Origin of the sequence: Sphingosinicella sp. LHD-64, assembly GCF_031157375.1 — a bacterium.
Taxonomy (GTDB): Bacteria; Pseudomonadota; Alphaproteobacteria; order Sphingomonadales; family Sphingomonadaceae; genus Allosphingosinicella.
The window spans coordinates 691733-705593 of the sequence record NZ_JAVIFV010000003.1 but is presented as its reverse complement, the minus strand read 5'-3'; the positions used below and the strand labels follow the sequence as shown (position 1 = coordinate 705593).

Sequence of the window (13861 nt, the reverse complement as noted above, 5' to 3'; positions counted from 1 at the left end):
CGCCCCCGGCCGGGCCTCGGCCCGGCCGGGGGCGGGAGACACGCGATGGCCTATGTCGACGGGTTCGTGATCCCTGTGCCGCCGGGGAAGAAGGAGGCCTATCGCGCCATGGCGGCGCGGGTGGCCGACGCCTTTCTGGAGCTGGGCGCACTGGAGATCATGGAGGCGTGGGAGGACGACGTGCCGGCCGGCCGGGTCACCGACTTCCGCCGCGCGGTGAAGGCACAGGAAGGCGAGAGCATCGTTTTCTCCTGGGTCGTCTGGCCCTCCCGCGAGGCGCGCGATGCGGGCAACACGAAGCTGATGAACGATCCCCGGCTCAAGAGCGACGACGTTCCCTTCAATCCCCAGCGGATGATCCATGGCGGCTTCCGTCCGATCTTCACCACCCGCGAATCCGATCGAGGAGACCCGGCATGACCAATTCGCACGGCAGCTTCGTCTGGTACGAGCTGATGACCACCGACCCCGAGGGCGCCAGGCGCTTCTACGGCGACGTCGTCGGCTGGAGCTTCGGCGATCCCGTGCCCGGCGACGTCGAATATCGCATGATCGATGCGCCGGACGGCGCGGCCGGCGGCATGCTGACCCTGACGCAGGCGATGTGCGACGGCGGCGCGCGGCCGGTCTGGCTCGGCTATCTCGGCGTCGACGACGTCGATGCGGCGGTCGCCAAGGCGGTAACCGCCGGCGCGAAGGTGCAGATGGCTCCCTTCGACGCGCCCGGCGTCGGCCGGATCGCGATGATCCTCGATCCGCAGGGCGTGCCGATCTACCTGATCCGCGGCGCCAGCGACGCGGACAGCACCGCCTATCAGCGCCGCGGCATGGGCCATGTCGCCTGGAACGAGCTGATGACCAGCGACCGCGAGGCGGCGCTGGCCTTCTATCGCGACCATTTCGACTACGCGAAGGAAGGCGCCATGGACATGGGCCCTGAGCTCGGCGAGTACAGCTTCATTGCCCACGACGGCGAGACCGTCGGGGCGGTGATGAAGGCGTCGAGCGAGGCGCCGACCGTCTGGCAATTCTATGTCCGCGTGCCGGATGTCGACGCGGCGGCGGACAGGATCAAGGCGGGCGGCGGGCAGGTGCTGTTCGGGCCGATGGACGTTCCGACCAAGGAGCGCGTGCTGATCGGCCTCGACCCGCAGGGCGCGTCGTTCGGGCTGGTTTCGGGCGGGGACAAGTGAGGAGAGAGAAAATGGGTTACGACAAGCTGACCACCTGCCTGTGGTTCGACCATGGCAAGGCGCGCGAGGCGGCGGAATTCTATGCGGCGACCTTCCCCGACAGCCACGTCGGATCGGGGCACGAAGCGCCGGCCGACTATCCCGACGGCGGCGCGGGCAACGAGATCACCGTCGATTTCACCGTCCTCGGCCGGGCCTTCGTCGGCCTGAACGGCGGCTCGAACTTCAAGCCGAACGAGGCGGTCAGCTTCATGGTCATCACCGAGGATCAGGAAGAGACCGACCGCTACTGGAACGCCATCGTCCAGAATGGCGGTGCGGAGAGCGAATGCGGCTGGTGCAAGGATCGCTGGGGCTTTTCCTGGCAGATCACCCCGCGCGTGCTGATCGAGGCGCTGGACAATCCGGACCGTGCGGCCGCCAAGCGCGCGTTCGAGGCGATGATGACGATGCAGAAGATTGACGTCGCGACCATCGAAGCCGCCCTCAGGGAACCGGCGACCGCCTAGGTCGTCGTCCCCACGAGTTCGAGCATCTTCGCCGCGGCCTCGCGCTCGGCCATGACCACCTGGCCGGCGCCGAGCCTCTCGAGATGCTCCACCTCCGCCTCCGAATGGGCGCGGGCGATGATCGGGATGTCCGGCCTCAGCGCCCGCGCCTTCTCGGCGATCGCGCCGCCTTCGAATCCTTCGGGGATCGCGATCAGCAGCTTCGCCGCGCAGGCGATCCCGGCCTCGCGCAGCACGCGCGGCTCGGTCGCATTGCCGACCACCACCTCGATGCCCGCGTCGGCGGCTTCGCTGGCGATGTCGCCCTGATCCTCGATCACGGTGAGCGAGCGTCCCCGGTCGCGCAGGCCCGCAGCGATCAGCCGGCCGACCCGGCCATAGCCGATCAGGATGACATGGCCCTGCGGCTTGGCCGGCTCGGGCGTCTCGGCCGACGGCGCCTCGTCGCCCTCGCCCCGGCCGCCGACGAACCGGAACAGGAACGGATTGACCAGGATCGAGAGGATTGCGCCGGCGAGGATGAGGTCGCGTCCCTCCGGCGGCAGGATGCCGAGGCCGGTGCCGAGCCCGGCGAGGATGAAGGAGAATTCGCCGATCTGGGCGAGGCTGACCGACACCGCCATCGCCGTCTGGGTCGGATGGCCGAAGGCGCGGACGATGAGGTAGGCGGCAACCGACTTGCCGACGACGATGATCGCGACGGTGGCGAGCAGTGGCCCCGGCTGCTGGGTGATCACCGCCGGATTGAACAGCATGCCGACCGAGACGAAGAACAGGACGGCGAACGCATCGCGCAGCGGCAGCGTCTCCTCGGTCGCACGGCGGCTGAGCGGCGTCTCGCCCAGGATCATGCCAGCGAAGAAGGCGCCCAAGGCGAAGGAGACGTCGAACGCGATCGCCGCGCCGAACGCGACGCCGAGCGCGATCGCCAGCACGGCGAGCCGGAACAGCTCGCGCGAGCCGGTGTGCACCACCCAGTGGAGCAGCCAGGGGATGATCCGCCGCCCGACCACCAGCATGAAGGCGATGAAGCCGGCGACCTTGAGCACGATCCCGAGCACCGAGCTCAGCAGCTCCGTGCCGCCCTGCCCTGCGGTGTTCGCCAGCGCCGGCAGCAGCACCAGCGCCAGCACCATCGCCAGATCCTCGACGATCAGCCAGCCGACCGCGATCCGGCCCCGCTCGGTCTCGACCAGGTCGCGCGATTGCAGCGCGCGGAGCAGCACGACGGTGCTGGCGACCGACAGCGACAGGCCGAACACGAACCCCGCCGACACCGACCAGCCGAGCGCCCAGGCCAGCGCCATGCCCATCAGGGTCGCCGTGGCGATCTGCACGAGCGCGCCCGGCACCGCGATGTTCTTGACCGACAGGAGGTCGCGCAGCGAGAAATGCAGGCCGACGCCGAACATCAGCAGGATGACGCCGATCTCGGCCAGCTCGCTCGCCAGGTTCGCGTCGGCGACAAAGCCGGGCGTGAACGGCCCGACGGCGACGCCGGCGAGCAGGTAGCCGACGATCGGCGGCATCCTGAGGCGGTGCGCCAGCGCGCCGAGCGCGAAGGCGATGACGAGGCCGGCGACGATCGTGCCGATCAGCGGGGTGTGGTGGGGCATTGACGTGTCCCTTCTGGTTTTGGCGGGCGTGCGGGCGCCGGGCCATCGCACGCCCGCAGGAGTCTACCTGCCGCCGCCGGCATCCCAAAGCAGGACGACCGCGACGACGACCGCGATGACGAGCGCCGCGATGATCGCGATTTCGCGCATGCCGATCGACAGGGCCTTGGCATGGTCGGCCCGGAAACGATCCAGCTGCGGCTTCAGGTCGTCCTTGCCGCTGATCAGCCCGAGCTCGAGGGCCGGTCCGTTGCGGACGAACTGGAGCAGCGCGTGCGTCTCGTCGTCGGTGAGGCCGGGATAGCGGCGCAGCAGCGCCTCCATCCGGGCCATCTGATCCTCGTCGACGATTCGCGTGTGATGGGTTGTCGTCTGGTTCAGTGCATTCATGTCTTCGTTCCATGGCTTTGCGCCGGCGCGGCGCTCGGGCCGTCGCCGTACGCAGATTGCGTTCGAATGTGGTGGCTCAGACGCGCGGCGGGGCGCGGGCGTCGAAACCTTTGGAACGCGGGAACGAAGGGACCGGATCTGCCGGTACCGGCTGGAAGGAGATGTCTTCGACGAACCGGGCCGGCACTGCGGCGGCCGGGCTGCCGATGAACGGCATGTCGCCCGCGAAGGGGCCACCGTCGTCGATCGCGGTCGGCTTCGCGGATGCGAGCCCGATGCGGGGTGCCGCGAGCGCGACGTCGGTGGTCGAGGCGGAGAAGGCGGAGCCGGCGGTCCTTGCCAGCGGCGAGCCGACCGGCGCGACGGCATGGCCCAGCGCCGTGGCGATCGAGAGCCACAGGCACGTCAGATACAGCCATGTCCGCGGCGCGAACGCCATCCACGTCTCCTGCTTGCGCCCGGCCGACTGGCCGCGGCGGCTTGAACCTAGCATGAAAGGACCGGTGCGTTCAAAGCGGCCCTTGGCGGCGGACGGCGCGCCCCGGTAGAGCCGGCTCCATGAGCCTCGAATCCGTCCGTGCCTGGCTGGCCGCGCATGCGCCCGACCTCCCGATCATCGAAGTCGCAACCAGCACCGCGACGGTCGCGGAGGCCGCCGGGGCGCTGGGCGTCGAACCGGCGCGGATCGCCAAGACGCTGGCGGTGCGCGTCAACGGTGAGGTGTTCCTGCTCGTCGCCCGCGGCGATGCGCGGCTCGACAACGGCAAGGCCAAAGCCGCGTTCGGCGGCCGCCCGCGCATGCTGGGGCCGGAGGAGACGCTGGCGCTCACCGGCCATCCGGTCGGTGGCGTCTGCCCATTCGGCCTGGCGAGCCCGCTCCCCGTCTATTGCGACGTGTCGCTCAAGGGCTACGCCACGGTCTTTCCCGCAGCCGGCTCCTTGAACAGCTCGGTCGAGGTCGCGCCCGACCGGCTCGCCGCCCTGGTGTCGCGGGGCTGGGTCGACGCGTGCCGCCCGCCGGACTGAGCGGTCAGTCCGTTCGCGACGGCGTCAGGTCGCCGGCCTGGTAGCGTGCCCATACCCCCGGCGCCGCGTCGATCCGCACGATCTTGCGGCCGTCCCGCCACACTTCCACCGGCACCTTTCGCTTGGTCTGCCTGGCGAGGGAGATCGCCTCGACATCGTCCCCCGCATAAAGCTGGTCGATCCGGTCGATATGCCCCGAATGCGGGTCCATGAGATAGAGCTGATAGCACGGCATCGCCTGTCGCTAGCATGTCGCGACCGTGCCGACCCTAACCTCCATCAAGGGTGCCGGAACCAGCGCCCCGCGGCGACGGTTCTTCCCCGCGCTTCCTCTAGTCAGGTGACCGTCGTGCCGCGCTACTATCTCCATATCCAGAACGGCATCGGCGATGTGCGGGACGAGGAAGGGGTCGACCTTTCGGGCATTCCGGACGCGCGCGAGCGCGCGATCGAGGGCATCCGCTCGATCGTGGCGGAGGAGGCGCGGGATGGCCGGATCGACCTCACCGGCGCCATCGTGATAAGCAACGCGACGGGCGAAACGCTTCTCGCTGTGCCGTTCCACGAGGCGTTCGACCTGCGGCTGGACGGCTGAGGGGCTCCGACACGACATGATCGACTACCTCCTGCGCAAGCTGCGCGCGCGAGATGAAATTGCCGATCTGGAGGAACTTGCCCTCGGGCGCCTCGCCGGCGAGATCCGCGACTATCCCGCCGACAAGACGGTGATCCAGGAGGGCGAGCCGCTCGATTTCTCCTCGCTGCTGCTCGAAGGCATGATGTGCCGCTACAAGGACCTGCGCGACGGCGGTCGGCAGATCTCGGCCATCCACGTCCCCGGCGATTTCCTCGACCTGCACAGCTTCACGCTGAAGCGGCTCGACCACAATGTGATGGCGATGACGCGCTGCAAGGTCGTGCTCGTGCCGCACGAGCGGCTGAAGGCGATGACCGAGGAGGAGCCGCATCTCACCCGCCTGTTCTGGTTCTCGACCAATCTCGACGCCGCCATGCATCGCGAATGGGAGCTTTCGCTCGGCCGGCGCAGCGCGATCGCGCGGGTCGCGCACCTGTTCTGCGAGCTGCAGGCGCGGCTCGAGATCGTCGGCCTGGCGGAGGAGGCCGGCTACGACTTCAAGTTCACCCAGACCGAGATCGCCGAATGCGTCGGCCTCACCTCGGTCCACGTCAACCGCGTGCTCCGCCAGCTGCGCGAGCGGCGCCTCGTCGAGTTCCGGGGTGGCCGGGTGACGATGCTCGACCGCGCCGGGCTCGAGCGCATCGCCGAGTTCCGTCCCGCCTATCTCTATCTGGACCGGCGCCCGATCTAGAACATTTCGTCATTGCGAGCACAGCGAAGCAATCCAGTGCGGCCTTCGAGTCAGCTAGATGCACAGGTGCGGCCTGCCCCGCAGGCCGCAGCCATGTCCGGGGGCCATGGCGACCTGTGCATCTTCGTCGCTTCGCTCCTCGCAACGACGATGCAAGTCTGATGGCTGCGTTTCAGACTACGCTGAGCCTCTAGTTGTTTGGTCCCGTGTAGAACCTGACCCATAGCTCCTCCCGCCACGCATGATGATCACCCGTATCACCACTCCACGGGACCAACCACCTAGGCCGCGATCGGGCGGTGGCTGCGGAACAGGCCGCGCATGCCCTGGCTTGTCGCGGAGGCGAGCGGCAGCGCGGTGGCGCAGAAGCCGCATTCGGCGGTGGTGCGTCCGATATGCCAGTGCGTCCGGCCGCAGCCGGGGCAGTGGTTGAGCTCGTTCTCGCGGTACACGGCGGCATAGCCGCGCCGTGCCGGATCGTAGAACAGGCCCCTGGCGGGCGCGGTGGCCGGCAATGCCTTGGCCATTTTGGATCTCTCTTCTCGCGCAAGACGGGCTTGCGCCGACGGTTCCTTGATCTCCGGCCAAGGTCTTGTCATCACGCGATTTTCGGCCGTCCCGTACCGGGATGGCCGCGGCCCGGAGGTTAACGCGCCGGAAATGCCCGTCAGGTCGCCAGGCGCATCAGCGCCTCGATCGTGTCCGCCTCGTGCGCGGGCTTGTCGGTGCGGATGCGCGAGATGCGCGGGAAGCGCATGGCGAGGCCCGATTTGTGGCGTTTGCTCAGGTGGATGGAATCGAAGGCGACTTCGAGCACCAGCGTCTTCTCCACCTCCCGGACCGGGCCGAAGCGCGCGATGGTGTGGCCCCGCACGAACCGGTCGAGCCATTTCAGCTCCTCGTCGGTGAAGCCGAAATAGGCCTTGCCGACCGGAAGCAGCTCGGCGCCCGAATCCGGCGCACCGCTCCAGCAGCCGAACGTGTAGTCGGAATAATAGGAGGAGCGCTTGCCGCTGCCGCGCTGGGCATACATCAGCACGCAATCGGCGGTGAGCGGGTCGCGCTTCCATTTGTACCACAGGCCGGCGCGGCGGCCCGAGACATAGGGGCTGTCGCGCCGCTTCAGCATGATCCCCTCGATCGCCGCGTCGCGGGCGCCGGTGCGGATTTCTTCAAGGGCCGCGAAGTCGGGGGCGTCGATCAGCGCGGAGACGTCGAAGCGGACGGGGTCGAGCCGCGGCACGAATGCCTCCAGCCGGCCCCGTCGCGCCGCCCAGGTCTGGGCGCGCAGATCCTCGGGCCCATCGAACAATATGTCATAGAGCCGGACGAACGCCGGATAATCGGCGCGCATCTTCGCCGAGACCTGCTTGCGTCCAAGGCGCTGCTGGAGCGCGTTGAAGCTCGCCGCACCGCCCGCTTCGCCGCCCTGTGCCGTGCCCCGCACCAGCAGCTCGCCGTCGAGCACGCCCTCGACGTCGAAGGCCCCGGCAACGTCGGGGAAGCTCCTGGTCACGTCGTCGCCGGCGCGGCTGTAGAGCCGGGTCTCGCCGCCGGCGCGGACGAGCTGGACCCGGATGCCGTCCCACTTCCACTCGGCGGCATAGTCGTCCAGTGAGACCGTGCCCTCCTCGAGCGGATGGGCGAGCATGAACGGACGAAAGACCGGCACGTTGCCCGCGGTCGGCTGCACGCCGCGTCCCTCCGCCCAGGCGAAGATCGGAAGGTAGGGCGGCGCAAGGCCGTGCCACACTTCCTCGACCGCATCGACATCGAGGTCGAACGCCTCGGCCAGCGCCACCTTGGCGAGCCGCGCCGAGATGCCGATCCGGAGCGCCCCGGTCGCGAGCTTCAGCAGCGCGAAGCGGCCGCTCGGATCGAGCTGATCGAGCATCGCCGCGAGCGCGCCCGGCGCTTCGGCCCGACCAAGGCTCGCCAGCCGCTCGACGACATTGGCGAGCCTCAGCGTCCCGTCGTCGAGATCGCTGCCGCCACCTTCCGGCTTGGGCCAGAGCAGCGACACGGTCTCGGCCATGTCGCCGACATAGTCGCGGCTCATGTAGAGCAGCACCGGATCGACCCGTTCCTCGGCGATCGCCCGGATCGCCGCGGGCTTCACCGCCGGCAGGTTCAATTCGCCGGTCAGCGCCGCCAGCGCATAACCGCGGTCTGGATCGGGCGTGCGCCTGAGGTAATCGCCGATCAGCCGCAGCTTCGCGGTGCGCGAGCGGGTATAGACGAGCGCGTCGAGAAGCTGGGAGAAGGCCCGCATGTCAGGCCAGCCAACGCCTGACGGGTGCGATCAGGTCCGGCTGGCCTCGAACAGGAACCACGCCCGCTCCTCGGCCTCGTCGGTCCAGTCGTCGAGGATGCCGGAGGTCGCATTGTCCTTCGCCGCGTCGACGATCTCCTTGGCCTCGCGCAGCTGCTCGACCAGCTTCAGATTGTCCTCGCGCAGCTCGGCCAGCATGTCCTTGGCCGATACGAAGTCCTGGTCGTTGTCCTTGATCGTCTGGCGCCGGGCGATGTCGCCGATCGAGCGCAGGGTGGTGTTGCCGGTCTTGCGCACCCGCTCGGCGATCGCGTCGGTGCTGGCGAGGATCTGCGCCGCCTGCTCGTCGAGCAGCAGGTGATAGTCGCGGAAATGCGGGCCCGAGACGTGCCAGTGGAAATTCTTGGTCTTGAGATAGAGCGCGTAGCTGTCGGCGAGGATGCCGTTCAGCGCGTCGGCGACCGACTTGGCGGCGTTGCTGGCGAGATCGGTGGGCGTGCTGAGCTTGGAACTGGACATATTTGCCTCCTCGGGGAATCGTTCGGGGTCAGCGCTGAAGATAGGAAGCCCTCAATGAGCGAACCACCGGAAAGTTACGACGGCAAATTTCGATCTCGGTGATCGGATGCGGTGATGACGGCGGTCGGCTATCGGAAGGCCATGGTTCGTAAGATCGTCTTCATAATGGTCGTCCTCGCGCTTCTGGGCGTAGGTCTGGTCGCCTGGGGCTACCGGACCGCGACGGCCGATCCGGTCGTGCGCGAGACCCGCGCCGGCCTGGCGGGCTGGCCCGCCGGCGCCCCGCCGGTCCGCGCGGTGCTGCTGACCGACATCCACGTCGCCGGACCAGACATGCCGCCGGCGCGGCTGGCACGGATCGTGGAGGCGGTGAATCGGCTCCGGCCGGACATCGTGCTGATTGCCGGCGACTTCGTAAGCGACAAGCGGACGGCAACCCGCTTCTACGCCATTGACGAGAGCATCGCGCCCTTGGCCGGCTTGCGCGCCCGGTTCGGGACGGCGGCGGTGCTCGGCAATCACGATCATTGGCGCGATGCCGCGGCGATGCGCTCGGCACTGTCGGAGGCCGGCGTGACGGTGGTGGACAACGGCGCTGTGGCGCGCGGGCCGCTCGTCATCGGCGGGCTGGACGATGCGTTCACCGATCATGCCGATCTTCCGGCCACGGTCGCGGCGATGCGACGCCTGCCGGGCGCCCGCGTCATGCTCAGCCACAGCCCTGATCCGTTTCCGAAACTCCCCCGCGATGTGGGGTTGATGCTCGCTGGCCATACCCATTGCGGCCAGATCCGGCTGCCCCTGGTCGGCGCGATCTCGACCATGTCGGCTTATGGCGAGCGCTATGCCTGTGGGCGGATCGACGAGAACGGCCGTACGCTCGTCGTCAGCGCCGGCCTCGGCACCAGCATCCTGCCGCTCCGGATCGGCGCGGTGCCGGACTTCTGGCTGGTGACGATCGGGCCGCGCCGCTGATCAACCGCAGGCCGGTGCCGGGCCCGGGCAGGTTCCCCGAGCGTCCGGGCGAACAGGCAGCGGACATGGCGGCGATAGGGTTCCGACCAGAGGTTCGAGGTTTCGACATGGCTGGCGCCGTCGACCAGCCACAGCGCCTTGCGCCCCGGCGCCGCCCGGTACATCGCGACGGTGTCGACCGGGAGCGTGCTGAGATCGGTTTCGCCGCCGATGACGAGGACGTCGCCCGGATAGCGTGCAAGGCCTCCGATCGGCGAGATCGCTTCCGGCCGGACGCCGTGGCGGGGCCAGGACTGGTAGCTGAGCAATGGCTCCGCGAAGAAAGTGAGGACCGGCGATCCGGCACGGTTGGCGCGATTGGCGACCGCCGTGCGCAGGTTCGGATAGACGGCCTGCAGCACCATCGCCTCGACCGGCAGCGGCCCCTCCTCGCCCATCAACGCCGCCGCACCGCCCATCGAGACCCCGATGATCCCGACCCTGCGCGCGGGATGCAGGCGCCGCAGGAAATCGAGCGCGGCCCGCGCATCGCGGGTCTCGTTCCAGCCGAAGGTGCGCGGCACGGCGTCGGACCCGCCTTGCCCGCGGAAGTCGATCGCCAGGACGGCATAACCTAGACCGTTGAGCCAGCGCGCATGGGCGTCGAACATCTCGCGCGACGCATTGATGCCATGGAGAAGGAGGATCGCCGGGCCTTCCTCCCGCTCGCCCGGCCAGTAGCTGCCTTCGATCCGCACCCCGTCGCTGGCGGTCAGGTGCACGACCCGGCCGGGCGGATCCGGCGGCGGCACCGGATGGTTGATCGGACGGGCGAAGAACCAGCCCGCCGTCCACGTCCCCGCCAGAACGAGGGCGCTGAGCGCCAGCACTGCAAGGACCGGTTTCGCCGCCCGCATTGCGGCACCATGCCACCAGGCTTCGATCAGGCAAGCCCGAGCGCGCCGACGGCGACGATGAAGCCCGCGATCAGGAACAGGCCGGCGACGGCGTAGCGGATGGCGCGCAGCGGCACGGCCCCGAAGAACGCGTCGCCGAGGAGGGCCGCGGGAAGGCAGGCAGCCAGCGTTCCCGCCGCCGCGCCGGCCGCCGTGAGCGGGAGGCTGTCGAACCGGCCGGCCAGTGCGAAGGTCAGGAACTGGGCGCGCTCGCCCATCTCGGCCGCGAGGGAGAGGATCGCCGCGATGAGGACGGCGGGAAGCGTCATCGAGCCAAGCGACGGGTCGCGGCGAGGGATCAGGCCGGCAACGCCGCTGTACAGCAGCGCCAGTGCAACCATCAGGCTCATCGCGCGGACCGGGACGGTGCCGGCGACCAGCACGCCGGCCGCTCCCGCGACGACGCTGCTGGCGACGATGGCCGCGAGCAGGCCGAGGATGACGAGCCCGGGGCGCCCGGTCCGTGCCGAGAGACGCGCTGTCACGCGCTGGGTCGGATCGCCCCATCCGGCGAGGAAGGCCGCGACGAAGGCGGTGACGAGCGCGTCCATCGCCTGAGGATCAGGCGCGCATGCGGAGCGAGATGGTGGCGAGCATCGGCTCGCTCACCGTGGCCGCGGTCGGGCCGCAGCCGACCGCGTCACGCAGCCGCTCGAAATAGATGTCGGCCGGGCAGCCGCGCGGCTGGTTGCGCACCGCCCGCTCCAGCGCCTCGGCAAGGCAGACGACCGGGATCATGCCGTAGGCGCCGGCGATGGTGCGGATCGTCGCCAGCTGCGACACGAAGTCGCGCATGGTCAGCTTCGCACCGGCCTTCTGCAGCATGTCGAGCCGGTCATGCAGATCGGCCCGCACCACGTTCACCCCGTCCTCGTCCCACTGCATGCCCGCGCTCCCGCTTGTTGGGCGTCCGGCCCCAGCATGCGCGCATCATGGTTACCGGCCCGTTAAGCCTCCGCACACTTGACAGAATCGGTTCGGATCGGCAGGAGGCGCGACGCAGCGAGGGCGGCGGTTTCGCCGCTTTCTTTATTTCAGGCACCCGCATTCGAGAAAGAGGCTGTCATGGCCAAGCCGACCACGGTCAAGATCAAGCTCGTCAGCTCCGCCGACACGGGGTTCTTCTACGTGACCAAGAAGAATCCGCGGAACATCACGGAGAAGATGACCTTCCGCAAATATGATCCCGTCGCGCGCAAGCACGTCGAGTTCAAGGAAGCCAAGATCAAATGACGCGCCTGCGGGCGAATGCCCGCGGCTCGTCATCCCGGACTTGATCCGGGACCCATGAACACCACGGTACGAAATTGGACCAGGCTGGCGTTCATGGATCCTGACTTTCGTCAGGATGACGATTGAAGGGAGTTTCGGACTCCATCATTTAATCCCTTCGGAAGCGGCCGGATCCTCGAGTTCGGCCGCTTCCGGCGTTTCGGGCGCCGTGCTGACGTCCGCTGCCTCGGCCGTGCGTTCGGCGCCGGCCGCCAGCAGCTCGTTCACCGCCTCGACGAACTTCAGCACCGAGATCGGCTTGGAGACATAGCCCTCGGCGCCGGCGTCGCGGATGCGTTCCTCGTCGCCCTTTGCGGCATAGGCCGTCACCGCCATGATCGGCGTGGTCATGAGCTCCGCGTCGATCTTCATCTGCTCGATCAGCTCGAGGCCGCTGACATGCGGCATCTGGATGTCCATCACGACCAGATCGGGCGCGAAGGTGCGGGCGCGTTCCATCGCCTCGCGGCCGTCGCGCACCGGCTCGGCCTCGTGACCATGGGCGCGGAGCAGGTCGCAGAACAGCTTCAGATTGAGCTCGTTGTCCTCGACAACCAGGATTTTTTGTCCCACTTGGCCACTCGTAGGCGATGAACGGCAAACAAACAAATAACGATGAGGCGATCGCGTTGTCGGCGCTCGGCTGGACGCTGGGCGACGATGCACGGGCCGACCGGTTCCTGGCGCTGACCGGACTGACCCCCGACGATCTGCGCACGCGCCTCGCGGAGCCGGCGACGCTGGCCGCGGCGATCCGCTTCCTCGAGGCGCACGAGCCGGATCTCGTCGCCTGTGCCGAGGCGATCGGCGTCGCGCCCGCCGACCTGCCCGAAACGCGGCGCAGGCTGGAGGCATGAGCCGCCCCGTTCGACACGCTCAGGGCAGGCCGCTGCTCATCACCGACTGCGATGAGGTGCTGCTCCATTTCGTCACCCATTTCGCCGAATGGGTCGACGAGGCGGCCGATCTCCATTTCGCCCTCGACGCACCCGGCTTCGCCGGCGCGCTCCGGCACAAGGACGGGCGGATCGTGCCGGAGGAGCGGGTCTGGCCGCTGCTCGACATGTTCTTCGAAGGCGAGATGCACCGGCAGAACCTCGTCCCGGGGGCGGTGGAGGCGCTGCGCGCGATCGAGGACGCGGCCGACATCGTGATCCTGACCAATATCGGCGACGACTATCAGGCGAACCGCGTCGCCCAATTGGAGGCGTTCGACATCCGCCACCGCGTGCTGTGCAACCAGGGCGGCAAGGGCCGGCCGGTCCGCGAGCTGATCGAGGCGATGCGGCCGAGCGTCACCGTGTTCGTCGACGACCTCGCCGTCCACCATGAATCGGTCGCCAAGCACGCGCCTGACGTGTGGCGCCTGCACATGATCGCCGAGCCGCGCCTCGCCGCGACGACGCCACCGGCTGCCCATGCTCATGCGCGCATCGACGATTGGGGCAAGGCGCTGCCCTGGATCCGGGGCAAGTTCGCGGACGGAACCGCTTCCTAGCCGGGCTGCCGCCCCCGGTTGCAGCGCGTCAGCGTCTCTTGCGACAGCGGCGTGCCGGCGACCTCGAAGGCGAGAATCCGTTCGAGCTGGAGCCCGAGCCGCGTGCAGGCCCGTTCCTGGCCGCGCGCGTCGGCGGGCACCCGGCCCGTGCACGTCTCGCCTTGGCAGCGCCAGACGCGGCCGTCGACCGCCACCCGCTCGGACCCGCGGAAGGCGGGTGCGACCCGCGCCGTTGCCGCCATCTCCCGCTGCCGCTGGGCGAGCGTGGGTGCGGAAAGCGCCAGCACGATCACAGCAAGACCAGCTGAAACGACCCGTTTCATCT

General features: G+C 68.8%; 20 protein-coding genes and 2 pseudogenes. 10 read left to right on the top strand and 12 right to left on the bottom strand.

Annotation, left to right across the window (positions count from 1 at the left end; all coding sequences use genetic code 11):
* The first annotated feature begins 45 nt into the window (after positions 1-45).
* The 3 genes from RCO27_RS11395 to RCO27_RS11385 are packed head-to-tail and all read left to right on the top strand — an operon-like array spanning position 46 to position 1702.
* Positions 46-420: a DUF1428 domain-containing protein gene (locus RCO27_RS11395; protein ID WP_309002794.1), complete on the top strand. Its 375-nt coding sequence runs from the start codon at positions 46-48 to the stop codon at positions 418-420.
* Positions 417-1193, top strand: a complete 777-nt coding sequence (locus tag RCO27_RS11390; protein WP_309002793.1) for a VOC family protein — start codon at positions 417-419, stop codon at positions 1191-1193. The genes RCO27_RS11395 and RCO27_RS11390 overlap by 4 nt, the downstream gene beginning before the upstream one ends.
* An 11-nt stretch (positions 1194-1204) precedes the next feature.
* A complete protein-coding gene (locus RCO27_RS11385) occupies positions 1205-1702 on the top strand; it encodes a VOC family protein (RefSeq protein ID WP_309002792.1) in 498 nt (165 codons plus the stop codon).
* Here RCO27_RS11385 and ybaL read toward each other — a convergent pair.
* From ybaL to RCO27_RS11370, 3 genes are all read right to left on the bottom strand, one after another.
* A complete protein-coding gene (gene ybaL, locus RCO27_RS11380; RefSeq protein ID WP_309002791.1) occupies positions 1699-3318 on the bottom strand; it encodes a YbaL family putative K(+) efflux transporter in 1620 nt (539 codons plus the stop codon). The genes RCO27_RS11385 and ybaL overlap by 4 nt on opposite strands.
* Before the next feature lie 63 nt (positions 3319-3381).
* Positions 3382-3708: a hypothetical protein gene (locus RCO27_RS11375; protein WP_309002790.1), complete on the bottom strand. Its 327-nt coding sequence runs from the start codon at positions 3706-3708 to the stop codon at positions 3382-3384.
* Between the two features lie 76 nt (positions 3709-3784).
* Positions 3785-4147 carry a hypothetical protein gene (locus RCO27_RS11370; RefSeq protein ID WP_309002789.1) on the bottom strand — a complete coding sequence of 121 codons (363 nt, stop codon included), beginning with the start codon at positions 4145-4147 and terminating at the stop codon, positions 3785-3787.
* Positions 4148-4266: 119 nt separating this feature from the next.
* On the opposite strand from RCO27_RS11370, the gene RCO27_RS11365 reads away from it, so the two are divergent.
* A complete protein-coding gene (locus tag RCO27_RS11365; protein ID WP_309002788.1) occupies positions 4267-4734 on the top strand; it encodes a YbaK/EbsC family protein in 468 nt (155 codons plus the stop codon).
* A gap of 4 nt (positions 4735-4738) precedes the next feature.
* Here RCO27_RS11365 and RCO27_RS11360 read toward each other — a convergent pair whose 3' ends face one another.
* Positions 4739-4945, bottom strand: a complete 207-nt coding sequence (locus tag RCO27_RS11360; protein ID WP_309002787.1) for a hypothetical protein — start codon at positions 4943-4945, stop codon at positions 4739-4741.
* A 129-nt stretch (positions 4946-5074) separates the two neighbouring features.
* Here RCO27_RS11360 and RCO27_RS11355 point away from each other — a divergent pair, with 129 nt between their 5' ends.
* Both RCO27_RS11355 and RCO27_RS11350 read left to right on the top strand, forming a co-directional pair.
* A complete protein-coding gene (locus tag RCO27_RS11355) occupies positions 5075-5329 on the top strand; it encodes a DUF6894 family protein (protein WP_309002786.1) in 255 nt (84 codons plus the stop codon).
* A 16-nt stretch (positions 5330-5345) separates the two neighbouring features.
* Positions 5346-6065 carry a Crp/Fnr family transcriptional regulator gene (locus RCO27_RS11350; protein WP_309002785.1) on the top strand — a complete coding sequence of 240 codons (720 nt, stop codon included), beginning with the start codon at positions 5346-5348 and terminating at the stop codon, positions 6063-6065.
* Between the two features lie 281 nt (positions 6066-6346).
* Here the strand turns inward: RCO27_RS11350 and RCO27_RS11345 are convergent, their stop codons facing one another.
* The 3 genes from RCO27_RS11345 to RCO27_RS11335 all read right to left on the bottom strand — a co-directional run bounded on the left by RCO27_RS11345 (position 6347) and on the right by RCO27_RS11335 (position 8856).
* The gene (locus RCO27_RS11345; RefSeq protein WP_309002784.1) at positions 6347-6592 is read right to left on the bottom strand and encodes a hypothetical protein; all 246 of its coding nucleotides are present in this window, start codon (positions 6590-6592) and stop codon (positions 6347-6349) included.
* A 140-nt stretch (positions 6593-6732) separates the two neighbouring features.
* Entirely contained in the window at positions 6733-8337 is a 1605-nt protein-coding gene (locus RCO27_RS11340; protein ID WP_309002783.1) for a cisplatin damage response ATP-dependent DNA ligase, read from the bottom strand.
* Positions 8338-8367: 30 nt separating this feature from the next.
* Positions 8368-8856 carry a DNA starvation/stationary phase protection protein gene (locus RCO27_RS11335; RefSeq protein ID WP_309002782.1) on the bottom strand — a complete coding sequence of 163 codons (489 nt, stop codon included), beginning with the start codon at positions 8854-8856 and terminating at the stop codon, positions 8368-8370.
* 141 nt (positions 8857-8997) lie between these two features.
* On the opposite strand from RCO27_RS11335, the gene RCO27_RS11330 reads away from it, so the two are divergent.
* Complete coding sequence (locus RCO27_RS11330) at positions 8998-9831, top strand: metallophosphoesterase (RefSeq protein WP_309002781.1); 834 nt, start codon at positions 8998-9000, stop codon at positions 9829-9831.
* Between the two features lie 353 nt (positions 9832-10184).
* On the opposite strand, the pseudogene RCO27_RS11325 reads toward RCO27_RS11330, so the two are convergent.
* The 3 genes and pseudogenes from RCO27_RS11325 to RCO27_RS11315 form a co-directional block, all read right to left on the bottom strand.
* Positions 10185-10727 (bottom strand): annotated as a pseudogene (locus RCO27_RS11325) (alpha/beta hydrolase); the annotation flags it as partial.
* A 26-nt stretch (positions 10728-10753) separates the two neighbouring features.
* Positions 10754-11317, bottom strand: a complete 564-nt coding sequence (locus tag RCO27_RS11320) for a TMEM165/GDT1 family protein (protein WP_309002780.1) — start codon at positions 11315-11317, stop codon at positions 10754-10756.
* A gap of 10 nt (positions 11318-11327) precedes the next feature.
* Positions 11328-11651 carry a hypothetical protein gene (locus RCO27_RS11315; RefSeq protein WP_309002779.1) on the bottom strand — a complete coding sequence of 108 codons (324 nt, stop codon included), beginning with the start codon at positions 11649-11651 and terminating at the stop codon, positions 11328-11330.
* Positions 11652-11831: 180 nt separating this feature from the next.
* Between RCO27_RS11315 and rpmG the strand changes: the two genes are divergently transcribed.
* Positions 11832-11999, top strand: a complete 168-nt coding sequence (gene rpmG / locus RCO27_RS11310; RefSeq protein WP_309002778.1) for a 50S ribosomal protein L33 — start codon at positions 11832-11834, stop codon at positions 11997-11999.
* 252 nt (positions 12000-12251) lie between these two features.
* Here the strand turns inward: rpmG and RCO27_RS11305 are convergent.
* A pseudogene (locus RCO27_RS11305) lies at positions 12252-12611 on the bottom strand (response regulator); the annotation flags it as partial.
* Between the two features lie 17 nt (positions 12612-12628).
* On the opposite strand from RCO27_RS11305, the gene RCO27_RS11300 reads away from it, so the two are divergent.
* Both RCO27_RS11300 and RCO27_RS11295 read left to right on the top strand, forming a co-directional pair.
* The gene (locus tag RCO27_RS11300) at positions 12629-12895 is read left to right on the top strand and encodes a DUF3572 domain-containing protein (protein ID WP_309002777.1); all 267 of its coding nucleotides are present in this window, start codon (positions 12629-12631) and stop codon (positions 12893-12895) included.
* Positions 12892-13536: an HAD family hydrolase gene (locus RCO27_RS11295; RefSeq protein WP_309002776.1), complete on the top strand. Its 645-nt coding sequence runs from the start codon at positions 12892-12894 to the stop codon at positions 13534-13536. The genes RCO27_RS11300 and RCO27_RS11295 overlap by 4 nt, the downstream gene beginning before the upstream one ends.
* Here RCO27_RS11295 and RCO27_RS11290 read toward each other — a convergent pair.
* Positions 13533-13859, bottom strand: a complete 327-nt coding sequence (locus RCO27_RS11290) for a hypothetical protein (RefSeq protein WP_309002775.1) — start codon at positions 13857-13859, stop codon at positions 13533-13535. The two genes, RCO27_RS11295 and RCO27_RS11290, sit on opposite strands and share 4 nt — an antisense overlap.
* Between the last annotated feature and the right edge of the window lie 2 nt (positions 13860-13861).